Origin of the sequence: Pseudomonas sp. MONT-RG-20F-20-E-7-02 (assembly GCF_022662395.1) — a bacterium.
Classification (GTDB): domain Bacteria; phylum Pseudomonadota; class Gammaproteobacteria; order Pseudomonadales; family Pseudomonadaceae; genus Aquipseudomonas.
Genome location: NZ_JAKNQN010000003.1, coordinates 611,269 through 634,144 on the forward strand (window position 1 = coordinate 611,269; position 22,876 = coordinate 634,144).

Sequence of the window (22,876 nt, forward strand, 5' to 3'; positions counted from 1 at the left end):
ACTGACAAATCGCTATCGCAGGCAAGCCAGCTCCCACATTTAGATTGAGGCGATCCAATGACTACCTTGCACGCTGAAGCCGTCGGCAAGCGCACCTGGCCGCAATACCTCGGCTGGGGCCTGTTCCTGCTCCTGCTGGCCTGGGCCTGGCACGGCGCGGAAATGAACCCGCTGGCGCTGTACCGCGACTCCGGAAACATGGCGACCTTCGCCGCCGACTTCTTCCCGCCAGACTTCCACGAGTGGCGCTCCTACCTCAAGGAGATGATCGTCACCGTGCAAATCGCCCTCTGGGGCACGGTGCTGGCGATTGTCTGCTCGGTGCCGCTGGGTATCTTGTGCGCCGACAACATCACCCCGTGGTGGGTGCACCAGCCGCTGCGCCGGGTGATGGACGCCTTCCGCTCCATCAATGAAATGGTGTTCGCGATGTTGTTCGTGGTCGCCGTTGGCCTCGGTCCCTTCGCCGGTGTTCTGGCGCTGTGGATCAGCACCACCGGCGTGCTCGCCAAGCTGTTTGCCGAAGCCGTCGAGGCCATCGACCCCGGCCCGGTCGAAGGCGTACGGGCCACCGGCGCGAGTGCCTTGCAGGAAGTGATCTATGGCGTGATCCCGCAAGTCATGCCGCTGTGGGTGAGCTACGCGCTGTACCGCTTCGAAGCCAATGTGCGTTCGGCCACGGTGGTCGGCATGGTCGGCGCTGGCGGGATCGGCGTGATCCTCTGGGAAAACATCCGCGCCTTCCAGTTCGTACAAACCTGCGCGGTGCTGCTGGTGATCATCGTGGTGGTGAGCTGTATCGACGTGCTGTCCCAACGCCTGCGCAAGCAGTTCATCTGAAGCCTGAGGGGTGCCCGCGCGGCGCTTTTTTTAAGCATGCAGTTGTCTAGACAAGATGAGCCGGTGTACCGCGAACTCGCGGATATCCTGCGCCGTGAACTGAGCAGCTACAGCGCCGGCGACTTCCTGCCCGGCGAGGTGCACATGGCCGAGCGCTTCGGCGTCAACCGCCACACCCTGCGCCGTGCCATCGACGAGTTGGTGTTCGAAGGCAGCCTGCTGCGCCGCCAGGGCAAGGGCACCCAGGTGCTGGACCGCCCGCTGATTTACTCGATGGGCGCCGAGACCTCCTACAGCCAATCGCTGTCGGCCCAGGGCGTCGGCGTGCAGGCGCTGCTGCTCAAGCGCCGCTATTGCTACGCCAGCCGCGACGAAGCCCTGCACTTAGGCATTGCCGAGATGGCGCCGATGATCGAGCTGCAAACCCTGCGCAAGCTCGATCACCAGCCGGTCAGCCTGATCCGCCATCGCTACTGCGCCAGCCGTGCGCCGTTGCTGGCCGACTACAACGGCGGTTCGCTGCGCCAGTACTTGCGCGAGCGTGACCTGCCGCTGACCCGCACCCAAAGCCTGATTGGTGCGCGTTTGCCCAACCGTGATGAAGCCGCGCTGCTGATGATGCCTCGGCACTTGCCGGCCCTCACGGTTTTTACCCTTTCCTGTGATCCCGACGGCCGCCCGGTGGAGCTGGCGCAGTCCACCAGCCGTTCGGATCGCTTTCAGTACCAAGTGGTGACTTGAATGATGAGTGTGTCCCCGCGACAACATTGGATCGGCGTATTAGCCCGCGCCCAGCTCAATGAACTGCAACCCCACGAAGCCGCCTTGAAGGACGCCGACTACCAACTGATCCGCGCCCCGGAAATCGGCATGACCCTGGTACGCGGGCGCATGGGCGGTGACGGCGCCGCCTTCAACGTCGGCGAAATGAGCGTGACCCGCTGCGTGGTGCGCCTGGCTGACGGCCGCACCGGCTACAGCTACCTGGCCGGGCGCGACAAGCTGCACGCCGAGCTGGCCGCGCTGGCCGATGCCCATTTGCAAGGCAGCCAGCCGAGCCTGTGGCTCAGTGATTTGATCACCGCGCTGGCCACTGCCCAAGCCAAACGCCGCGCGCAAAAAGAAGCCGACACCGCTGCCACCAAGGTCGAGTTCTTCACCCTGGTGCGAGGAGAAAACTGATGAACGCTCACCTGTTACAGCCGGCGTTTGTCGACCCGGTATTGGACGCCCAGCGCGGTTTTCGCGCGGCGCTCAAGGCGCTCGCCGAACCTGGCCTGCTCCAGCATTTGCCCTCGGCGCCACGCCTCGACGGCCTGGCGCCTGCCACCTACGCGCTGTGCCTGGCGCTTCTGGATATGGACACGCCGCTGTGGCTGGCGCCGAGCTTCGACACGCCGCTGATCCGCGCCAACCTGGCCTTTCACTGTGGCTGCCCGCTCACCGATAAACGTGAAGACGCGGCGTTCGCGCTGCTCGGCGAACACGACTTGCTCGACCTCAGCGATTTCGACCACGGCAACGACCGTTACCCCGACCAGTCCTGCACCTTGCTCGTGCAACTCACCGACCTGGAATCCGGGCGCGGCCTGCACTGGCGCGGCCCCGGCATCAAGACGCAACGCCTGGTCAATGTGCCGGTGCCGCAAGCCTTCTGGCTCGAACGCCAGCGCCGCGAAGCCTTCCCGCGTGGCCTGGACGTGGTGTTCAGCGCAGGTCATCACCTGATCGGCCTGCCACGCAGCAGCCGACTGTTAGAGGAGCGTGCCTGATGTACGTAGCCGTCAAGGGTGGCGAACAGGCCATCGACAATGCCCATCGCCTGCTGGCGAAAAAGCGCCGGGGCGATACCCGCGTGCCTGAACTGAGCGTGACGCAAATCCGCGAGCAACTGCCGTTGGCCGTGGCGCGGGTGATGACCGAAGGCTCGCTGTTCGACGAAGAACTGGCTGCGCTGGCGATCAAGCAAGCGGCGGGTGATTTGGTTGAGGCGATCTTCCTGTTGCGCGCCTACCGCACCACGCTGCCGCGCTTCAGCCCGAGCTTGCCGATTGATACGTCGCAGATGTCGCTGAGCCGGCGTTTGTCGGCCACGTTCAAGGACGTGCCCGGCGGTCAATTGCTCGGCCCGACCTTCGACTACACCCACCGCCTGCTGGATTTTTCGCTGCTCGCTGAAGGTCAATACCCAGGCCCGCAGACCACGCCCGAGGCGCGCATCGAAGCCTGCCCACGGGTGCTCGGCTTGCTCGCCAAAGAAGGCCTGATCAAAAACGAAACCGACGACAACGCCAGCGTCGCCGACATCACCCGCGACCCCCTGGAGTACCCGGCCAGCCGCGCCGAGCGCTTGCAGGCCTTGGCCCGTGGCGATGAAGGTTTCCTGTTGGCGCTGGGCTATTCGACCCAGCGCGGTTACGGCCGCAACCACCCGTTTGCCGGTGAGATTCGCATTGGCGACGCGGAGGTGTGGATCGACCCCGAAGAGCTGGGCTTCCCGATCTGCCTGGGCAGCATCGAAGTGACCGAGTGCGAGATGGTCAACCAGTTCGTCGGTTCGGCCACTGAGCCGGCGCAGTTCACGCGCGGTTACGGCCTGGCGTTCGGGCATGCCGAGCGCAAAGCCATGGGCATGGCGCTGGTCGACCGCTCGCTGCGCGCCGAGGAATACAACGAAGAAGTGGTCTCACCGGCCCAACGCGAAGAGTTTGTGTTGGCCCACTGCGACAACGTCGAGGCGGCGGGGTTTGTCTCGCACCTCAAATTGCCTCACTACGTGGACTTCCAGGCCGAACTGGAACTGATCCGCAAACTGCGCCAACCGGCCGAGGGCACCCGCCATGAATGACTTGACGCAAACCCCGGCGCGCGACCCGGCGTACAACTTCGCCTACCTCGACGAGCAGACCAAACGCATGATCCGCCGCGCCTTGCTCAAGGCTGTGGCGATTCCCGGTTACCAGGTGCCGTTCGGTGGCCGCGAAATGCCGTTGCCGTATGGCTGGGGCACGGGCGGCATGCAATTGACCGCCGCGATCCTTGGTGATGACGACGTGCTCAAGGTCATCGACCAAGGCGCCGACGACACCACCAACGCCGTGTCGATCCGGCGCTTTTTTGCGCGCACGGCCGGCGTCGCCACCACCGAAGCCACACCGCACGCCACGGTGATCCAGACCCGCCACCGCATCCCGGAAACTCCGTTGCAGGCTGGCCAGATCATGGTTTACCAAGTACCGATCCCCGAGCCGCTGCGCTTTATCGAGCCGTCGGAAACCGAGACCCGCACCATGCACGCCCTCAACGATTACGGGGTGATGCACGTGAAACTCTACGAAGACATCGCCACCTTCGGCCACATCGCCACCGCCTACGCCTACCCGGTGATGGTCGACGAACGCTACGTGATGGACCCGTCGCCTATCCCCAAATTCGACAACCCGAAACTCGACATGAGCCCGGCGCTGATGCTGTTCGGCGCCGGTCGTGAAAAGCGCCTGTACGCAGTGCCGCCGTACACCCAGGTCACCAGTCTGGACTTTGAAGACCACCCGTTCGAGGTGCAGAAGTGGGAGCACAACTGCGCCATCTGCGGCAGCCACGATTCCTTCCTCGATGAGCTGATTCTCGACGACGCGGGAACCCAGAGTTTTGTGTGTTCCGACACCTGGTATTGCGCCCAACGCGTGAAGGAGAACAACCAGTGAGCCAGCCGTTATTGCAAGTGCGTGACATGTCTCTGCTCTATGGTCCGGAGAAGGGCTGCCAGGGCGTCAGCTTCGACCTGTACCCCGGCGAAGTGCTGGGGATTGTCGGCGAGTCCGGCTCGGGTAAATCCACCTTGCTCTCGCTGCTGAGCGGGCGTTTGCCACCGCAAGCCGGCACCATCGGCTACCGCAGCAAGGACGGCGAATGGCTCGACCTCTACAGCGCCAGCGAAGCCGAGCGCCGCACCTTGCTGCGCACCGAGTGGGGTTTTGTCGAGCAGAACCCACGGGACGGCCTGCGCATGGGCGTGTCGGCCGGGGCGAATATCGGCGAGCGTCTGATGGCTCAGGGCGTGCGCAACTATGAGCAGCTGCGTGGCGCCGGTCTCGACTGGCTGGGCCAGGTGGAAATCGACCCGCAGCGCATCGACGACCTGCCGCGCACCTTCTCGGGCGGCATGCAGCAACGCCTGCAAATCGCCCGCAACCTCGTCTCCAGCCCGCGCCTGGTGTTTATGGATGAGCCGACTGGCGGCCTCGACGTGTCGGTGCAGGCGCGCTTGCTCGACCTGTTGCGCGGCCTGGTGCGCGAGCTGGACCTGGCGGTGGTGATCGTCACCCACGACCTGGCGGTGGCACGTTTGCTGGCCGACCGCCTGATGGTGATGCGCCGCTCGCACGTGGTGGAAACCGGGCTCACCGACCAGATCCTTGATGATCCACAGCACCCTTACTCTCAACTGCTGGTGTCTTCGGTATTGCAGCCATGATGAATGCCTTGATCGAGGTCCGTGACCTCTCGAAAACCTTCACCTTGCACCAGCAGAACGGCGTGGTGCTCAATGTGCTGCGCGGTGTGGAATTCAGTGTGCAGGGCGGTGAATGCCTGGTGCTGCACGGCCAATCCGGCGCGGGTAAAAGCACCTTGCTGCGCACGCTGTACGGCAACTATCTACCGGCAGGCGGCAGCATTCGCGTAAGGCATGCCGGTGAGTGGTTGGAGCTGGTCGGCGCCGAGCCGCGCGACATTTTGCAGGTGCGCCAGCACACCCTGGGCTATGTCAGCCAATTCCTGCGGGTGATTCCGCGCGTGGCCTGCCTGGACGTGGTGATGGAGCCCGCGCTGGCCCGTGGTTGGTCGAAGGCCAATGCGCAGTCACGCGCCGAGCACTTGCTGACGCGTCTGAATATTCCTCAGCGCCTGTGGCAACTGGCGCCCGGCACCTTTTCCGGTGGCGAGCAACAGCGCGTGAATATCGCCCGCGGCTTCATGGTCGAGTGGCCGGTGATGCTGCTCGACGAACCCACCGCGTCCCTGGACGACAACAACCGCCAGGTGGTGCTGGAACTGATGAACGAAGCCAAGGCGGCGGGTGCCGCGCTGATCGGCATCTTCCACGACCGCGCCGCCCGTGAAGCGGTGGCTGACCGCCATTTCGACATGACCCCCACGCCCGTTGCCGAAGAGGAATATGAACATGCCCGCTGAACAGATCCTCAGTAATGCCCAGGTCGTCACGGCGGAGCGTGTGTTCCTCGGTTCGGTGGTGCTGCGTGACGGCAAGATCGTCGACATCGCCGAAGGTCGCAGCCAGTTGCCCCAGGCCCAGGACCTGGGCGGTGATTGCCTGCTGCCGGGGCTGGTGGAGTTGCACACCGACAACCTGGAAAAACACATGACCCCGCGCCCCGGCGTGGACTGGCCGTCGACCTCGGCGGTGCTCAGCCACGATGCGCAGATCATCGCAGCGGGGATCACCACGGTGTTCGACGCGGTGTCCATCGGCGATGTGAACCCCAAGGGCAACCGCATGAAAAAACTGCCGGCGATGCTCGATGCCATCGCCCAGGCAGAAGGCGCCGGGCTGACTCGCGCCGAGCACCACCTGCACCTGCGCTGCGAGTTGTGCCACCCGGACACCCTCAGCGTGTTCCGCGACCTGGTGGAAAACCCGCTGGTGCGCCTGGTGTCGGTGATGGACCATTCGCCGGGTCAGCGCCAGTTCGTGCTCGAATCCAAGTACCGTGAGTACTACATGGGCAAGTACCACCTCAACGACGAAACCATGGACGCGTTTATCCTGCTGCAAATGGCCAACTCACGCGAGTACAGCGACCGCTATCGCGCGGCCATCGTCGAGCATTGCCTGGGGCGCGGCCTGTCGGTGGCCAGCCATGACGACGCGACGCTTGCACATGTCGAGGAATCGGCGCGCTATGGCATGACCATCGCCGAATTCCCGACCACGCTGGAAGCGGCGAAGGGCTGCCAGGCGCTGAACATGAAAGTGCTGATGGGCGCGCCGAACGTGGTGCGCGGTGGTTCGCACTCGGGTAATGTGGCCGCCGCCGGCCTGGCGGCCGAGGGCTTGCTGGATATACTTTCCAGCGACTACTACCCGGCCAGCCTGTTACAGGCCGCGTTCGTGCTGGCCGACCAACAGGACGGCGGCGACCTGGCACGCGCGGTCAAGATGATCAGCCTGGCACCGGCGCAAGCGGCGGGCCTGACCGATCGCGGTGAAATTGCCATTGGCCTGCGCGCCGACCTGGTCCAGGCCAAGCGCCGCGAAGGGTTGCCCGTGGTGCAACAAGTGTGGCGACAAGCGAAGAGGGTGTTTTGATGGCAGGCAGGTTGATCTATCTCATCGGGCCATCGGGTTCGGGCAAGGACAGCCTGCTGGATGCCGCGCGCCCGCGCTTGGCCGAGCGCGGCTGCCGCATTGTGCGCCGGGTGATCACCCGTTCGGCCGAGGCGGTGGGCGAGGCGGCCCAAGGTGTGAGCCCCGAGCAGTTCGCCGCGATGGACGCCGAGGGCGCGTTTGCGCTCAGTTGGCACGCCAACGGGTTGTCGTATGGCATTCCCAAGGCAATCGATGCATGGCTGGCGGCGGGGGACGATGTGCTGGTCAACGGCTCCCGTGCGTACCTGGCGCAGACGCGCGTGCTTTATCCGACGGTGTTGGTGCTGTTGCTGACGGTGGACCAGGCCGTTTTGCGCCAGCGTCTTATCGCGCGCGGGCGTGAGTCGCTGGCCCAGATCGAAGAGCGCCTGGCGCGTAATGCGCAGTTCACCGCCGAGCTGATCAGCGACAATAGCTCGGGGTTGTTTGTGCTGGATAATTCCGGCCCATTGGACAACACCGTCGAGCGCTTGCTGTGCTGTCTGGACCAAGGGCACTCGGCATGCGCCTGACATTGCTGGGCACCGGCGACGCGCGGCAAGTGCCGGTGTATGGCTGCGAATGTGCGGCGTGTGGCCTGGCGCGCAGCGATGCAAGCCTGCGCCGCCTGCCGTGCAGCGCGTTGATCGAATGCGGCGACCAGCGCTGGTTGATCGACAGCGGTTTGCCCGACCTCTGCGAACGCTTCCCGCCGCGCAGCTTCAACGGGATTTTGCAGACTCACTACCACGCGGATCATGCCCAAGGTTTGCTGCATTTGCGTTGGGGCCAGGGCTTGATCATTCCGGTGCATGGCCCGGCGGATCCAGAGGGTTTGTCCGACCTCTACAAACACCCTGGCATTCTGGATTTCAGCCAGCCGTTCGCGGCGTTCGAAACCCGGCAGTTCGGCGAGCTGAGCGTCACCGCGTTGCCGTTGCAGCATTCCAAACTGACCCTGGGTTATGTGCTTGAAGGGCAAGGGCGGCGCATCGCCTACCTCACCGACACTGTCGGCCTGCCGCCCGACACGCTGGCCTGGTTGCAGCGTGAGCCATTGGATGTGTTGGTGCTCGATTGCTCCATGCCCCCACAGCCGCAAGCACCGCGTAATCACAATGACCTGACGCTGGCGTTGCAAAGCATTGCGGACAGTGGTGCGCAATTGGGCGTGTTGACCCATGTGGGGCATACGCTGGATGCGTGGTTGCTGGAACATCGGCGCGAGCTGCCCAGGCATGTAACGGTGGCATGGGATGGCCGAATTCTCTAGGCAGCGCATAACCCTGTGGGAGCTGGCTCCCACACAAGCCAGCTCCCACACAAGGCACCTTCCAGACAAGCCAGCTCAACCTGGCTGTATTCCAAGTCGGGACGTGAGTGTCCTGCGCTTCTTGGCGCTGTGATGTTTGCGCAGTGTTTAATTGTAGAATTTTATGTGCGGTCCTTTATTCTCCAAGCCTGTAATTGCGGGCGGGTGAAGAGTTTTAAGATGTTTTAAAGTTTGAACATGAAATACTATCGGGTTGGCGTTAGCGAGTTGTCTATGGGACTTTATTGTTGCGGTAAGTTGGAATTGCCGTCATCACAGCCTTTTGGCAGGGCTGAATATAAAGTTTTTCAAAGGATGTTTTATGCGTGTTGCTCATTCGTTTGTTAATCAGCCTGTTCCCAATAATGAACTTCCTACGCTGAATGCTCCCGCTTTCTCACCGTACTCGACGTTATCCACTCGCGCAACTCAACAACGTTCCTTTAACACGGAGGAGGCTGCCCAGCAGATTCTGCGAGAAGGCTATCGGCATTATGATCGCAATGGTGACGGGAAAATCGAGCTGTCTTTCACCCTTGATCCCGCCTTCTCCGCACCCCAGAAAGTGGCTATTCGCAAAGCGCTGCAGGCCTGGCAGGACGTGGCCAATATTGCGTTCAAGGAAGGCTCAACGGAGTTGGACGGTTCTATAACGTTCAAAGCCGCCCCCAATACCAGTGGGGGAAAGTCACATTTGCCTGATTGGGATCACGCTGACATGACCACCACGATCGGAACAAAGGGCGCTTCTGAAACGCCCCAAAATGGCGACTATTTTTTATTAACCGCCATACATGAAGTGGGGCATGCCATTGGTCTCGGCCATCCCGGCGACTATGAAGAGAGTGTGGACAGCTATACAAAGACGCCCTACAAACAAGACACTCGGGCCCATAGCGTAATGAGTTATTGGCCTGAAACTAATCAACCCGGGCATGATTTCAAGGAGCGTGGGCCTTCAGTACTGATGAAGGATGACATTGCGTCGGGGCAGAAATTATATGGCGTCAACTTCAAGACTCGGAATACGGACACCGTCTATGGTTTTAATGCCACTACTGGCGATGGTTACTTCAGTCTTAACTCCGCGAATGACAAACCTGTGTTTTCAATCTGGGACGGCGGGGGTAATGACACGTTGGACTTCTCCGGCTTTTACCAGTATCAGAAAATCAATCTGCTCGCTGAATCGTATTCCAGTGTGGGCGGCTTGAAGGGCAACGTGTCCATCGCCAAGGGCGTCGTCATGGAAAACGCAATCGGCGGTTCCGGCGATGACGACATCAATGGTAACGAGGTTGGCAACAGGCTCCGTGGCGGGGGCGGTGCGGACCGGTTGAGAGGCGGTGCAGGCGCGGATATTTTTGTTTACGACAAAGCCAGTGACTCTACGCTCGACAGCCCGGATGACATTCTGGATTTCACCAGCGGGTCGGACAAAGTTGACCTCAGCGGCTTATTCAAAAACTACTCGGTCAAGCATTTCAAGGTGGTTGAGCAGTTTACCGGGCGAGCCGGCGAGATCGTTCTCAGCCATGATCAGAACAGCGGGAATGGCAGCTTGAGCGTTGACCTGACGGGGCGTGGCAAAGCCGATGTGTTTATCAGAAGCGTGGGCGCTATTCAGGCCAGTGACATTGTCACTGGCGTGGGTGTTGCGCAACCGAACCCCACCCCGATCATCCAGGGCTCGGGCGGCCACGACACCCTGGACTTTTCCGGCGCCAGGCAGAACCAGACCATCGACTTGCGCCGCTCTGCAAGCTCCAGCGCAGACGGCCCGCGCGACCACGTCTCAATGGCGGAAGGTATTCTCGTGGAGAATGCCATCGGCGGTTCAGGCAGGGACCGGATCATCGGCAACGAGGTGGACAACACCCTCGCCGGCGGTGGCGGCGGCGATGTGCTGTGGGGCGTGGGCGGTAGAAACACATTCAAATATGCCAAGGTCACCGACTCGATCTTTTACGACCCTGACCAGCTCATGGATTTCGCCAGTGGCGAAGACACGATCGACCTGACGGCACTGGCAACCGAGCTGGGAACCCCTTTGCGCCTGGTTGATGCCTACACCGGGCGTATTGGCGATACCGTGGTCAAGCACGACCCAAGGACTGGCCGATCCGTTGTGGGAATCGACCTGCTCGGCAGGCGTCACTCGGACTTCCTTATTCGAAGCGCGCGGTTGATCAAGCCGCATGACCTGCTCGGCGTGGCCAGCCGTTAGCGCCGACCGGCTCAGGCGTTGAGCAGCGTTTCGACATACTCCACAAACGCCCGAGCCTTGGCGCTCGCCATCCTGCCGGTTGGGAACACCGCCCATAAATCAACCGGCGGGAGATGCCAGTCGGTCAGCACCGGCTTCACTTCGCCATTGGCCAGTTCCGGGGCAAACATCCAGGTCGACGCCATGGTCAGCCCCAAATGGCTCAGCACGGCGGCGCGTACGCCTTCCGCGGCGGTGACGCGTATGCGGCCGCGGGCGACGATGGGGTATTCGCTGTCGCCTTGGCTGAAGGCCCAGCGTGAGCCGCCGCCGAGGGTGTAGATGATCGCCGGGTGCTGCAGCAAATCGGCTGGGGTGGCCGGCTCGCCGAAACGCTCGAAGTACGCCGGGGTGGCGAGCACTTGGCGCGGGGATTGGCCGATCTTGCGTGCGGTAAGGCCGGAGTCGGTCAAGTTGCCCATGCGCAGGGCAACGTCGATGCCTTCTTCCACCAGGTTGAGGCTGTGGTCATTGAGTACCACTTCGATACTGACCCCGGGGTATTGCTCCAGGAATGGCCCCAGGTGAGGAATGATGTGCAAGCGGGCGAAGGTGGTAGCGGCGCTGATGCGCAAGTTGCCCGAAAGCCCTGTACCCGCGCCTCGGGCGGCGTCATCGGCTTCGTTGGCTTCGTCGATGGCGCGCTTGGCTTTTTCAAAAAATGCCACACCTGCTTCGGTCGGGGTCAGGCCACGCGTGGAGCGCAGCAGCAAGCGCACCGCCAGGCGCGCCTCCAATTGCGCGATGCTTTTGGAGACGGCGGGTTGGCCAACGCCAAGCTGTTTGGCGGCGGCGGAGAACGAGCCCGTCTCGACCACATGCACGAACGTTTCCATGGCGGTGAGGCGGTCCATCGAGTCTCCTTGGTTTATCGGTTAAGGGGTTATTGGGTAAGCGCGTCGAGCATCGCCGACGGTTCTGGGCGTTGAGTGTAATCCGGGTTGACCTCGGCGTATCGAATCACGCTGTCCTGGCCGATCACATAGCGCGCAGGCATGGGCAGGGTCCAGGCCGGATCATCGTTGATCAGCGGCAGGTTGTTGCCGAAGCCCTTGTAGAGTTCGATCAGGTAGTCCGGCAGTTGAAAGCGCAGGCCAAACGCCTCGGCGACGTCGTTGTGGGTATCGCTGAGGATCGGGAAGTCCAGTTCGGCGATGCGCTCGGCTTTACGGCTGTTGGCGGCCGTTTGCGGCGACAGGGCCAGCAAGGTCGCGCCGGCGGCTTTCAACGTCGGCAGAAACGCTTGCAGCGCTTGCAGCTCCATATTGCAGTACGGGCACCACACGCCCCGGTAGAACGTCAACACCAGCGGGCCTTTGGCCAACAGGTCGGCGGAGGACACCAGGGTGCCGTCGGCGTCCTTGAGGCTGAACAGCGGCGCCTTGTCACCCACCTTGAGCGCGCGTTCTGCGGCGCCGGAAGCGATCAACTCAGCGGTGGCGCGTTCCATGATCGGGTGAATGTGCGCCGGTGCGTTGTAGGGCGGCTTGCCGGCTTTGAAGTCGGCGCGGAAGGCATCAAGTGTGGCTTGAAGTGTCATTGAGATATTCCCTCGGGAGATGAGCCAGGTTGGCTGGAGAGCAGCATGAGGGAGGCAGGATGGGCGAGGAAGCCGGGCGCAGGGCATAGGATTTATGCTCTGTGGGAATAGGTTCTGCGGTTTTCCAATATGGCGTAATACAACCGTCAATCCATTCCAGCAAATCTGTGCTTGAGTAAATATAACTCTAGGGTTACTTTTATTCAGGCCAAGCCAAGGAGGCTGGGGTGCAAAGCAGGTTATTGATCAAGGAGCTGCAAGAGGCGGGTTGGGTGCTGGATCGGGTTACGGGCAGTCATCATATTTTTACTCACCGCTATAACCCGTACACGATCCCGGTGCCGCACCCCAAGAAGGACTTGCCCCTGGGCACCGTCAGAAGCATCAGGAAACGCGCCGGGCTGTTTCAGTTTTAAGGAGAGCACTCATGCAATACCCAATGTGTATCGAATGGGGCGACGACTTCACCGCCACCGGTATTCAGATCCCCGATATTCCAGGCGCGGTCACCGCCGGGGACAGCTTCGAAGAGGCATACAACGCCGCCGTGGAAGTCGCGCACATCATGCTGCAGGAGATCGCCGCCGAAGGCGGGCCGATTCCGATGCCCACCTCGGTGGCCCACCACCACGCGAACGAAGACTACGCCGGGATGGGCTGGGGGATGTTGGAGTTGGATATCTCGCCCTATCTGGGCAAGACCGAGAAGGTCAATGTGACCTTGCCCGGTTATGTCATCCAGCGAATCGACCGCTATGTGCGTGAGCACAAGGTCAAAAGCCGCTCGTCATTTCTGGCGGATGCGGCCTTGGAGAAGTTGGTGCGCTCCTGACCGCCATCAGGCTGTGGCGACCGCCACTTGCCGCGACGCACTCAGGAACCGCAACAACGCCACCAGCGGGAACGCACTGCCCACCAGCATCACGCCCAGCCAGCCGCCGTGTTCATACACGCTGCTGGCAATCGCCGAGCCGAAGGCACCGCCGATGAAGATGCTGGTCATGTACAGCGCGTTCAGGCGGCTGCGGCTGTTGGCGTCGAGGGCGTAGATGGCGCGTTGGCCGAGCACCATGTTCATCTGCACGCAAAAATCCAGCACCACACCGGTCACGGCCAGGCCGATCACGCTGTACAGCGGGTGCACAAAGGCCGGCAGAAAACTCAGCGCAGCAAACAGCATGGCCAGCAACGAGGCGCGATGCGTGTGGCCTGCATCGGCCAGGCGGCCGGCGATCGGGGCGGCAATCGCGCCCAGTGCACCGACCAGGGCGAACAACGCGATCTCGCTTTGGCTCAGGCCGTGATTGCGTGCCAGCTCAAGCGGCGCGGCGGTCCAGAACAGGCTGAAGGTGGCAAACATGCAGCCTTGGTAGAACGCCCGCTGGCGCAATACCGGTTGCTTGCGCAGCAGCGTGCCGAGTGAACGCAGCAGTTGGCCGTAGCTCGCGCTGTGGTCGGGTTGACGCTTGGGGATGGTCAGCAGCAGCACGATGCTGATGAACGCCATCAACGCGGCGGCGGCCATGAACATCGCACGCCAGCCGAAGTGATCGGCCACCACGCTGGACACCGGCCGTGCCAGCAGGATGCCGAGCAACAGCCCGCCCATAATGCTGCCGACGACGCGGCCACGGGATTCGGCAGGCGCCAGGTGTGCGGCCAGCGGGATCAGAATTTGCACCGAGACGGAACTGAATCCGATCAGCAACGACACAAGAAGGAACAAATTCGGCTGCTCGGTGAAAGCCGCACCCAGTAGGCTGGCGATGGCCAGTACCGTGGTGGCGATCATCAGCTTGCGGTTTTCCAGCAGGTCGCCCAGCGGCACCAGGAAGAACAGGCCCAAGGCGTAGCCGATTTGCGTCAGGGACACGATCAGGCTGGCCATCGCCGGGGTCAGGCCGATGTCCGGCGCAATCAATTCGATGATCGGTTGGGCGTAGTAGATGTTGGCCACAATGGCGCCGCAACAGAACGCAAAAAGCATCACCATGCCTCGGGTCATGGTACCTGTAGCGTGTGGAGTCGCATTCATGGTGTTCTCGTTAAAGCAAAGGAAGATGGCGTGCGAGAGTAAAGACAACCTCGCGGCCGGAGTAGAGCGCTGTGAGTGATATCACTCATGCCGCAAATTAATGACTGAATCGTTAACTTTCGAGTCGAACGGCAATGATACATTCAGTCACAACTGCCGAAACAGGAAATCCACTTTCATGAAAATCACGCTGAACAAGATGATCCTGGCTTCAACCCTCGCCGCGGCCATGGCCATTGGCTTGGCCAACGCCGCCAATGCCGCCGACGCGCCACGCGTTGGTGTGCGCGGCGCCATCACGGCGATCGACGGCGACGCCATGCACGTCAAGATCAACAGCGGTGAAGACGTCACCGTGCACCTGACCAAAGACACCCAGGTGCGCGCCGTCACCCTGGCCAAGATTGATGAAATCAAGCCTGGCAGCTACATCGGCTCTGCCGCCATGCCGAACGCCGACGGCACCCTGACAGCCCTGGAAGTCCACGTGTTCCCACCGGCCCTGGCCGGCACCGGCGACGGGCACCGCGCGTTCGATCTGAAAGAAGGCAGCAGCATGACCAACGGCACCGTCGGCGACCTGGTGGTCAGCAACGGTCGCACCTTGACCGTGAAGTACAAAGGCGGCGAGCAGAAGATTGTGGTGCCGGACGATGTGCCGATCGTGAACCTGGAGCCAGGTGACCGCAGCTTGCTCAAACCGGGGGTGAAGGTGGTGATGTTTGCGGCGCAGGGCGCGGATGGGACGATCACTGCCCAAGCGATCTCCGCCGGCAAGGATGGCGTGACACCGCCGATGTAACGGCCAAGCACTAAACCAAATGTGGGAGCTGGCTTGCCTGCGATGCAAGCACCTCGGTGTTTCAGGCATTGCGAGGTGATGCTATCGCAGGCAAGCCAGCTCCCACACTCAGTTACTGACCGGAATAAATCTGATCAAAAACCCCACCATCATTGAAGTGGGTTTTCTGCACGGTGCGCCAGTCACCGAAGGTCTTCTCTACCGACAGGAAGTCGACTTTAGGGAAGCGGTCGGTGTACTTGGCCAGCACCTTCGGGTCACGTGGGCGCAGGTAGTTGTTGGCAGCAATTTCCTGGCCTTCCGGCGACCACAGGTATTTCAGGTAGTCCTCGGCAGCCACGCGGGTGCCTTTCTTCTCGACCACTTTGTCGACCACCGACACCGGTGGCTCAGCTTCGGCCGAGACGCTTGGGTAGATCACTTCGAACTGGTCACGGCCAAATTCACGCGCGATCATTTCCGCTTCGTTTTCAAACGTCACCAGCACGTCGCCGATCTGGTTGGTCATGAACGTGGTGGTGGCTGCACGGCCGCCGGTGTCCAGCACTGGCGCGTGTTTGAACAGCTCGCCAACGAATTTCTTCGCCTTGTCTTCATCGCCGCCGTTCTTCAGCACATAACCCCAGGCCGACAGGTAGGTGTAGCGGCCGTTGCCCGAAGTTTTCGGGTTGGGCACGATCACTTGCACGCCGTCCTTGAGCAGGTCCGGCCAGTCTTTCAGGGCTTTTGGGTTGCCCTTGCGCACGATAAACACCGTGGCCGAGGTGAACGGCGCGCTGTTGTTCGGCAGGCGCGTTACCCAGTTGTCCGGCACCAGCTTGCCGTTGTCGGCCAGGGCATTGATGTCGGTGGCCATGTTCATGGTGATCACGTCAGCCGGCAGGCCGTCGATTACCGAGCGCGCTTGTTTGCTGGAGCCGCCGAAGGACATTTGCAGGGTCAGCTTGTCGTTCGGGTGCTCGGCTTCCCAGTGTTTCTGGAAGGCGGCGTTGTAGTCCTTGTAGAAGTCGCGCATCACGTCATAGGAGACGTTGAGCAGTGTGACGGGGGCGGCCTGGACGGCGCCCGCCAGGGCAAGGCCGGCGGCCAGGAGAGAGGCGCTAACGAGTTTTTTCACTGCTCATTCCTTGTTGTTCGAGAAGGTTGCTGATTGAGTAGGGGCAATTTGCCAGCGACTATAGCCGGGCCTGCATAGACGTTTAAAGATTAAAACGAACTTTGCTTATTCCACTTTACGAAACAAGTTACTGCCACAGCGCGAGCAAAACGCCGCGTTGGGTTCGTGGTTGTCTTTCTTGCACACCGGGCAATCGTGCTGCAACTGCTCGCCGCGCATGGCGCTGGCCAATTCGGCGGTGAAAATCCCGGTGGGCACGGCGATGATCGAATAACCGGTGATCATCACCAGTGACGAAATCACCTGGCCCAGCGGGGTCTTCGGCACGATGTCGCCAAAGCCCACGGTGGTCAGGGTCACAATCGCCCAATAGATGCCTTTGGGAATGCTGGTAAAGCCGTGTTCTGGGCCTTCGATCACGTACATCAAGGTGCCGAACACTGTCACCAGGGTGCACACGCTGACCAGGAACACCACGATCTTCTGCTTGCTGCCGCGCAGCGCCGCCATCAGGTAGTTGGCCTGCTTGAGGTACGGGCTGAGCTTGAGCACGCGGAAAATCCGCAGCATCCGAATGATGCGGATGATCAGCAGGTACTGGGCGTCGCTGTAATACAGGGCGAGGATGCCGGGCACGATGGCGAGTAAATCCACCAGGCCATAAAAGCTGAAGGCATAGCGCAACGGCTTGGGCGAACAGTACAACCGCAGCCCGTACTCGATGGCGAAGATCAGCGTGAAGCCCCACTCGATATACGCCAGCAGATTTGCGTAGTTCTGGTGAATCTGGTCGATGCTGTCGAGCATCACGATCACAATGCTGGCGAGGATGATCAGCAGCAGGATGCCGTCAAAGCGTCGGCCGGCCGGCGTGTCGCTTTGAAATACCATGACGTAGAGCCGCTGACGCCAGTCGTTGTTGCTGTCCATAAAGCCCGCCCAAATCGAATATCGAGCAAGCCTAGGGGGATTCGAACGGGCTGTCCACGCGGGCTTTTAACATCCGCTGGCTGGCGCGTACCAGCCAGCAGGCGAGTATAAACGGCGCGGTCAGCGCAGGCAGGTGCAGGGCAGCAAAACCAGGCGTGAGAATGACCGCCAGGAGAATGCCGAGCAGCGGCAGCCACGGTTGGCGACGTGTCTGGCTCAACGCCAGTGCGGCCAACGCCGGGTTGTAGCTGTGCAGGCCGAGGAGGGCGCTGCCGGTTTCGTCCATCAGCAGGGCGAGCAGCACGCCGCAGCTGGCACCGATCAGCGCCCACAGCGCGGCGCGGCGGTTGGCCAGCAACAGGCCCAGCGCAATCAGTGCGCCGGCCACCGGTTGGTCCAGCAGCATGATTTGCGCGAGCCCGGTAAACGGCGCGCTGAGCACGCTCAACGTATCGGGTTCGGTGAGTGTAAATGTGTTCTCAGGCACGCTGCCCAGCAGCAACCAGCCCAGGCCGACAAAAGGCGCGGTATAGGCGGGCAGGTCATCCGCCGCCGTCGCGTGTTTCAGCCATTGCCGTGTGAGCATCGCACTTAAGCCGCCACACGCCAGGATCAGCGGCGGCAACAAGGCCGACCAGGCGAAATGCTGGCTGATCAACACACCCAGCAGCACAGCGTTGTAGCTATAGAGCCCGGCCTGGCGTTCCGCCTTGGGATAACCCCGGCGCTGGGCGGTGAGCAAACCCGCGACGCCACCCAGCAACGCCCCGCCGAACAAGGCCGGGGCGCCGATCAGGATGGCCAGCAGGCACAGCAAGCCACACAGTGGCTGGCGTTGCAGGAAGATTTGGCTGAAGCCGTTGAGCAGGGCTTCGGCCCAGTCGGGGCAGGTTGGGTTGTGCATGGTGGTTAGTCAGTGAGACCGAGTTGGCCCCAATCGCAGGCAAGCCAGCTCCCACATTTGACTGTGTTCACACATCAAAAAATGTGGGAGCGGGCTTGCCCGCGATGGGGCACTTACAGACGCTAAATCAACGTCTCGATACGCAACGAGTTGGTCGACCCCGGCTGCCCGAACGGCACCCCGGCGGTAATCACCAACGTATCGCCGCGCTGCGCCATGCCCTGGGCCTGTGCAATTTCCAGCGCTGTGGAACACACCTCATCCACTTGGCGCAGCCGATCATTGACCACTGAGTGCACGCCCCACGCCACACTCAAGCGCCGCGCCGTGGACAGGTTGGGCGTGAGGTTGAGGATCGGCGCCACCGGCCGCTCCCGCGCTGCGCGCAGGCTGGAACTGCCGGACTCGCTGTAGTTGACCAGCACCGCCACCGGCAGGATGCTGCTGATACGCCGGATCGCGCAGCTGATGGCGTCCGACACCGTGGCATCGGCCTTGGGCCGGCTGACATCGAGTTGCGTCTGATAATCCGGGCCATTTTCCACCTGGCGGATGATCTTGCTCATCATCTGCACGGCTTCCAGCGGGTACTCGCCCGACGCGGTTTCCGCCGACAGCATCACCGCGTCGGCGCCTTCGGCCACGGCGTTGGCCACGTCCGTCACTTCGGCGCGGGTCGGCGCCGGAGAGAAGCGCATGGATTCGAGCATCTGCGTGGCCACCACCACCGGTTTGCCCAACTGGCGGCAGGTGCTGATGATGTCTTTCTGGATTTGCGGCACGCTTTCGGCAGGCACTTCAACGCCCAGGTCGCCTCTGGCCACCATGATTGCGTCGCTCAGTTCGGCGATTTCCTGCAGGCGTTGCACGGCGGACGGCTTCTCGATCTTGGCCATCAAAAACGCCTTGTCGCCGATCAACTCGCGGGCCTCGCGGATGTCTTCCGGGCGCTGCACGAAGGACAGCGCCACCCAATCCACGCCCAGTTCCAGGCCGAAGCTCAAGTCGCGGCGGTCCTTGGCGGTCAGCGGGCTGAGTTCCAGCAAGGCTTGCGGCACGTTCACGCCTTTGCGGTCGGACAGTTCACCGCCATTGAGCACGGTGGTGTCGATGGCTTCGGCATGTTTGGTGATCACCCGCAGGCGTAGCTTGCCGTCGTCGAGCAGCAGGTCCATGCCCGGCTCCAGCGCCGCGATGATTTCCGGGTGGGGCAGGTTGACCCGGCACTGATCGCCCGGCGTCGGGTCCAGGTCCAGGCGCAATGCCTGGCCGCGCACCAATTGCACCTTGCCCTCGGCAAACGTGCCGACGCGCAGCTTCGGCCCTTGCAGGTCCATCAGGATGCCCAGCGGGTAATTCAGCTGGCGTTCCACCTGGCGAATCCACTGGTAACGCTGTGCATGATCGGCGTGGTCGCCGTGGCTGAAGTTGAGGCGGAAGATATTCACCCCGGCTTCCACCAGCTCGCGGATGTCATCGATGCCGTCGGTGGCCGGGCCGAGGGTGGCGAGGATTTTGACCTTCTTGTCAGGCGTCATGGTTGGCAGTCTCAAGGATCAGGATGGCGCGCAAGTCATTGACGTTGGTGCGCGTCGGCTCGGTGACGATCAAGCCGTCGAGGGCAGCGAAGTAGCCGTAGCCGTTGTTGTTATCCAGCTCATCGCTGGCCGACAGGCCCAGGGCTTCGGCGCGCGCGTAGCTGGTGGGGGTCATGATTGCGCCGGCGTTGTCTTCCGAGCCGTCGATGCCGTCGGTGTCACCCGCCAGGGCATATACGCCGGGCAGGCCTTTGAGGCTGTCGGTGAGGCTGAGCAGGAACTCGGCGTTGCGCCCGCCACGGCCATTGCCGCGCACGGTGACGGTGGTTTCACCGCCGGAGAGGATCACGCACGGTGCCGCCAGCGGCTGGCCATGCTGCACGATTTGGCGGGCGATACCGGCGTGTACCTTGGCCACGTCCCGCGCTTCGCCTTCGAGGTCGCCGAGGATCAGCGGGCTGAACCCGGCCTGACGCACCTTCACCGCCACCGCTTCCAGGGATTGCTGCGGGCGGGCGATCAATTGGAAGTGGCTGCGCGCGAGCACCGGGTCGCCGGGCTTGACGGTTTCCGACGCCGGGTTCTGCAACCAGCTGCGCACCGAGGCGGGCGCGTCGATGCCGTAGCGTTTGAGGATCGCCAGGGCTTGCTGCGAGGTGCTCGGGTCGCCGACGGTGGGGCCGGAGGCGATGACGGTGGCCTGGTCGCCCGGCACATCGGAAATCGCGTAGGTGTAGACCGTCGCCGGCCAGGCCGCCTTGGCCAGCCGCCCGCCCTTGATCGCCGAGAGGTGCTTGCGCACGCAATTCATCTCGCCAATGGTTGCGCCGGATTTGAGCAGGGCTTTGTTGATGGTTTGCTTGTCGGCCAGGGTGATGCCTTCGGCGGGCAGCGCCAGCAAGGCCGAACCGCCACCGGAGAGCAGGAAGATCACGCGGTCGTCTTCGGTGAGGTTGCTGATCAGCTCCAGCACGCGCTTGGCCACCGCCAGGCCCGCTGCATCGGGCACCGGGTGCGCGGCTTCGACCACTTCGATTTTCTTGCACGGCGCGCCGTGGCCGTAGCGGGTGACAACCAGGCCGGTGACCTCGCCCTGCCAGCAGTTTTCGACGACAAGGGCCATGGCGGCAGCGGCTTTGCCGGCACCGATCACGATCACCCGGCCACTGCGGTCGGCGGGCAGGTAAGGTTCAAGGACCCGCCGGGGGTGGGCGGCGTCGATGGCTGTGGCAAACAGCTCGCGAAGCAGGTGTTGCGGATCGACCGACATAAGCGGGCTCCCGGGGATTTTTTGTTATTAGAGATGCAGCGATCGTTCCCACGCTCCGCGTGGGAATGCCTCATGTGACGCTCTGCGTCATGCTTTGGGACGCGGACCGTCCTGGGCTGCATTCCCACGCTGAGCGTGGGAACGATCAGTGGTGTTTCTTATTTATCGCGAATCGAAAAATTCGCCATATGCTCCAGCCCCTTGATCAGCGCCGAGTGGTCCCAATTGCCGCCACCCATCGCCGTGCAGGTGCTGAACACCTGCTGCGTACCGGCCGTGTTAGGCAGGTTGATCCCCAGCTCCTTGGCCCCGGCCAGTGCCAGGTTCAAATCCTTCTGGTGCAGGTTGATGCGGAAGCCTGGATCGAAGGTGCCTTTGATCATGCGCTCGCCATGCACTTCCAGAATCTTCGACGAGGCAAAGCCACCCATCAGTGCTTCACGCACCTTGGCCGGGTCGGCGCCGTTTTTCGAGGCGAACAACAGCGCTTCGGCCACCGCCTGGATGTTCAGCGCAACGATGATCTGGTTGGCCACTTTTGCGGTCTGGCCATCGCCATTGCCACCGACCAGCGTGATGTTCTTGCCCATGCTCTGGAACAGCGGCAGGGCGCGTTCGAAGGTCTGCGGCTCGCCACCGACCATGATGCTCAAGGTGCCGGCCTTGGCGCCGACTTCACCACCGGACACTGGCGCATCCAGGTACTGCGCGCCGGTTTCGTTGATCTTCGCCGCGAATGCCTTGGTGGCGGTGGGCGAGATCGAGCTCATGTCGATCACCACCTTGTTCGGCGACAGGCCCGCCGCGACGCCATCCTTGCGGAACAGCACGTCATCGACCTGCGGGGTGTCGGGTACCATGACGATGATGAATTCGGCTTCCTGCGCCACTTGCTGCGGGTTGGCCAAGGCCACGGCGCCGGCGTCGATCAGGGCTTGCGGGGCTTTGCCGTGGTGTTCGGAGAGGAACAGTTGGTGACCTGCTTTCTGCAGGTTCGCAGCCATGGGTTCGCCCATGATGCCGGTGCCGATAAATCCGATTTTAGCCATGATCAAAATCCTCTTTTTATTAGATGGGCAGGCCTGTTTCGGGCCTGCCAGACACCGAAGATCTACTGTGGGAGCTGGCAAGCCAGCTTCCACAGAGTTCTGTGTTGTGTCTGTTAGATAGCGTTGTGGCTCTTGAGCCAGCCCAATCCCGCCTCGGTCGTGGTCAACGGCTTGTACTCACAGCCGACCCATCCTGCATAACCAATGCGGTCCAAATGCTCGAACAGGAAGCGATAGTTGATCTCCCCGGTCCCCGGCTCGTTACGCCCCGGGTTATCGGCCAGCTGGATGTGATTGATCTCACCCAGGTGCGCCGCCATGGTCCGGGCCAGGTCACCTTCCATGATTTGCATGTGGTAGATGTCGTATTGCAGGAACAGGTTGGCGCTGCCCACCTGCTCGCGAATCGACAGGGCTTGCGCCGTGTTGTTCAGGTAGAAGCCCGGAATGTCACGGGTGTTGATCATTTCCATGACCAGCTTGATGCCCGCCGCTTGCAGCTTGTCGGCGGCGTATTTGAGGTTGGCGACAAAGGTTTTTTCCACGGTTTCGTCGTCAACATCCTGTGGCCGGATGCCTGCCAGGCAGTTGACCTGGGTATTGCCCAGCACCTCGGCGTAGGCGATGGCCAGCTTGACCCCGGCGCGGAATTCCTCGACGCGGTCCGGGTGGCAGGCCAGGCCGCGTTCACCCTTGGCCCAGTCACCGGCCGGCAGGTTGAACAGCACTTGAGTCAGGCCGTTGGCGTCCAGCTGTGCCTTGATGTCGGCGGAGCTGAACTCGTACGGGAACAGATATTCCACACCCTGGAAGCCCGCATCGGCGGCCGCTTTGAAACGGGCGAGAAAGTCCTGCTCGGTAAACAGCATGGACAGGTTGGCAGCAAAGCGCGGCATAGGGTTC

Annotated in this window: 25 protein-coding genes; 15 read left to right on the forward strand and 10 right to left on the reverse strand. The window is 62.1% G+C overall.

Features of this window, described 5'->3' with window-relative positions:
* Positions 1-57 precede the first annotated feature (57 nt).
* From phnE to L8I05_RS12040, 12 genes are all read left to right on the forward strand, one after another.
* On the forward strand, positions 58-840 hold the full coding sequence (gene phnE / locus L8I05_RS11985; RefSeq protein WP_242169121.1) for a phosphonate ABC transporter, permease protein PhnE: 783 nt from the start codon (positions 58-60) through the stop codon (positions 838-840).
* 36 nt (positions 841-876) lie between these two features.
* Positions 877-1,581 (forward strand): phosphonate metabolism transcriptional regulator PhnF, encoded by a 705-nt coding sequence (gene phnF, locus L8I05_RS11990; RefSeq protein WP_177015971.1) that lies wholly within the window; start codon positions 877-879, stop codon positions 1,579-1,581.
* 3 nt (positions 1,582-1,584) lie between these two features.
* Positions 1,585-2,022, forward strand: coding sequence for a phosphonate C-P lyase system protein PhnG (gene phnG, locus L8I05_RS11995; protein WP_197623474.1), 438 nt, complete (start codon positions 1,585-1,587; stop codon positions 2,020-2,022).
* Entirely contained in the window at positions 2,022-2,612 is a 591-nt protein-coding gene (phnH, locus tag L8I05_RS12000; protein ID WP_242169123.1) for a phosphonate C-P lyase system protein PhnH, read from the forward strand. The genes phnG and phnH overlap by 1 nt, the downstream gene beginning before the upstream one ends.
* Positions 2,612-3,688, forward strand: coding sequence for a carbon-phosphorus lyase complex subunit PhnI (locus tag L8I05_RS12005; protein WP_242169124.1), 1,077 nt, complete (start codon positions 2,612-2,614; stop codon positions 3,686-3,688). Before phnH ends, L8I05_RS12005 begins: the two co-directional genes overlap by 1 nt.
* Positions 3,681-4,547 carry an alpha-D-ribose 1-methylphosphonate 5-phosphate C-P-lyase PhnJ gene (locus L8I05_RS12010; protein ID WP_177015969.1) on the forward strand — a complete coding sequence of 289 codons (867 nt, stop codon included), beginning with the start codon at positions 3,681-3,683 and terminating at the stop codon, positions 4,545-4,547. The genes L8I05_RS12005 and L8I05_RS12010 overlap by 8 nt, the downstream gene beginning before the upstream one ends.
* On the forward strand, positions 4,508-5,317 hold the full coding sequence (gene phnK / locus L8I05_RS12015; protein WP_277931785.1) for a phosphonate C-P lyase system protein PhnK: 810 nt from the start codon (positions 4,508-4,510) through the stop codon (positions 5,315-5,317). Before L8I05_RS12010 ends, phnK begins: the two co-directional genes overlap by 40 nt.
* Positions 5,317-6,036, forward strand: coding sequence for a phosphonate C-P lyase system protein PhnL (phnL, locus tag L8I05_RS12020; RefSeq protein WP_177016635.1), 720 nt, complete (start codon positions 5,317-5,319; stop codon positions 6,034-6,036). The genes phnK and phnL overlap by 1 nt, the downstream gene beginning before the upstream one ends.
* Positions 6,026-7,171 (forward strand): alpha-D-ribose 1-methylphosphonate 5-triphosphate diphosphatase, encoded by a 1,146-nt coding sequence (locus L8I05_RS12025; protein ID WP_242169127.1) that lies wholly within the window; start codon positions 6,026-6,028, stop codon positions 7,169-7,171. Before phnL ends, L8I05_RS12025 begins: the two co-directional genes overlap by 11 nt.
* On the forward strand, positions 7,171-7,743 hold the full coding sequence (gene phnN / locus L8I05_RS12030) for a phosphonate metabolism protein/1,5-bisphosphokinase (PRPP-forming) PhnN (protein ID WP_242169129.1): 573 nt from the start codon (positions 7,171-7,173) through the stop codon (positions 7,741-7,743). The genes L8I05_RS12025 and phnN overlap by 1 nt, the downstream gene beginning before the upstream one ends.
* A complete protein-coding gene (gene phnP / locus L8I05_RS12035) occupies positions 7,734-8,483 on the forward strand; it encodes a phosphonate metabolism protein PhnP (protein ID WP_242169131.1) in 750 nt (249 codons plus the stop codon). Before phnN ends, phnP begins: the two co-directional genes overlap by 10 nt.
* 361 nt (positions 8,484-8,844) lie before the next feature.
* Positions 8,845-10,749 carry a M10 family metallopeptidase C-terminal domain-containing protein gene (locus L8I05_RS12040; RefSeq protein WP_242169134.1) on the forward strand — a complete coding sequence of 635 codons (1,905 nt, stop codon included), beginning with the start codon at positions 8,845-8,847 and terminating at the stop codon, positions 10,747-10,749.
* A gap of 11 nt (positions 10,750-10,760) precedes the next feature.
* Here the strand turns inward: L8I05_RS12040 and L8I05_RS12045 are convergent, their stop codons facing one another.
* Together L8I05_RS12045 and L8I05_RS12050 are read right to left on the reverse strand one after the other, a co-directional pair.
* Complete coding sequence (locus L8I05_RS12045; RefSeq protein ID WP_242169136.1) at positions 10,761-11,642, reverse strand: LysR family transcriptional regulator; 882 nt, start codon at positions 11,640-11,642, stop codon at positions 10,761-10,763.
* Between the two features lie 29 nt (positions 11,643-11,671).
* Entirely contained in the window at positions 11,672-12,328 is a 657-nt protein-coding gene (locus L8I05_RS12050; protein WP_159955070.1) for a peroxiredoxin-like family protein, read from the reverse strand.
* A 227-nt stretch (positions 12,329-12,555) separates the two neighbouring features.
* On the opposite strand from L8I05_RS12050, the gene L8I05_RS12055 reads away from it, so the two are divergent.
* Together L8I05_RS12055 and L8I05_RS12060 are read left to right on the forward strand one after the other, a co-directional pair.
* Positions 12,556-12,744 (forward strand): type II toxin-antitoxin system HicA family toxin, encoded by a 189-nt coding sequence (locus L8I05_RS12055; protein ID WP_065901605.1) that lies wholly within the window; start codon positions 12,556-12,558, stop codon positions 12,742-12,744.
* Between the two features lie 11 nt (positions 12,745-12,755).
* On the forward strand, positions 12,756-13,160 hold the full coding sequence (locus L8I05_RS12060) for a type II toxin-antitoxin system HicB family antitoxin (RefSeq protein WP_242169138.1): 405 nt from the start codon (positions 12,756-12,758) through the stop codon (positions 13,158-13,160).
* A 6-nt stretch (positions 13,161-13,166) separates the two neighbouring features.
* Here L8I05_RS12060 and L8I05_RS12065 read toward each other — a convergent pair whose 3' ends face one another.
* Positions 13,167-14,363 carry an MFS transporter gene (locus L8I05_RS12065; RefSeq protein WP_242169140.1) on the reverse strand — a complete coding sequence of 399 codons (1,197 nt, stop codon included), beginning with the start codon at positions 14,361-14,363 and terminating at the stop codon, positions 13,167-13,169.
* A 178-nt stretch (positions 14,364-14,541) separates the two neighbouring features.
* On the opposite strand from L8I05_RS12065, the gene L8I05_RS12070 reads away from it, so the two are divergent.
* On the forward strand, positions 14,542-15,165 hold the full coding sequence (locus L8I05_RS12070) for a DUF5666 domain-containing protein (RefSeq protein ID WP_242169141.1): 624 nt from the start codon (positions 14,542-14,544) through the stop codon (positions 15,163-15,165).
* A gap of 112 nt (positions 15,166-15,277) precedes the next feature.
* Here the strand turns inward: L8I05_RS12070 and L8I05_RS12075 are convergent, their stop codons facing one another.
* From L8I05_RS12075 to hyi, 7 genes are all read right to left on the reverse strand, one after another.
* Positions 15,278-16,282 carry a sulfate ABC transporter substrate-binding protein gene (locus L8I05_RS12075; RefSeq protein WP_159955075.1) on the reverse strand — a complete coding sequence of 335 codons (1,005 nt, stop codon included), beginning with the start codon at positions 16,280-16,282 and terminating at the stop codon, positions 15,278-15,280.
* A 105-nt stretch (positions 16,283-16,387) separates the two neighbouring features.
* Positions 16,388-17,212, reverse strand: coding sequence for an ion transporter (locus L8I05_RS12080; RefSeq protein ID WP_242169143.1), 825 nt, complete (start codon positions 17,210-17,212; stop codon positions 16,388-16,390).
* 31 nt (positions 17,213-17,243) lie between these two features.
* Complete coding sequence (locus L8I05_RS12085) at positions 17,244-18,116, reverse strand: urea transporter (protein WP_242169145.1); 873 nt, start codon at positions 18,114-18,116, stop codon at positions 17,244-17,246.
* Positions 18,117-18,238: 122 nt separating this feature from the next.
* Positions 18,239-19,654 carry a pyruvate kinase gene (pyk, locus tag L8I05_RS12090; protein ID WP_124416850.1) on the reverse strand — a complete coding sequence of 472 codons (1,416 nt, stop codon included), beginning with the start codon at positions 19,652-19,654 and terminating at the stop codon, positions 18,239-18,241.
* A complete protein-coding gene (locus L8I05_RS12095) occupies positions 19,644-20,924 on the reverse strand; it encodes a glycerate kinase (RefSeq protein WP_242169146.1) in 1,281 nt (426 codons plus the stop codon). Before L8I05_RS12095 ends, pyk begins: the two co-directional genes overlap by 11 nt.
* A gap of 158 nt (positions 20,925-21,082) precedes the next feature.
* On the reverse strand, positions 21,083-21,973 hold the full coding sequence (locus L8I05_RS12100) for a 2-hydroxy-3-oxopropionate reductase (protein ID WP_197623432.1): 891 nt from the start codon (positions 21,971-21,973) through the stop codon (positions 21,083-21,085).
* 113 nt (positions 21,974-22,086) lie between these two features.
* The gene (gene hyi / locus L8I05_RS12105) at positions 22,087-22,869 is read right to left on the reverse strand and encodes a hydroxypyruvate isomerase (protein ID WP_242169149.1); all 783 of its coding nucleotides are present in this window, start codon (positions 22,867-22,869) and stop codon (positions 22,087-22,089) included.
* Positions 22,870-22,876: the final 7 nt, after the last annotated feature.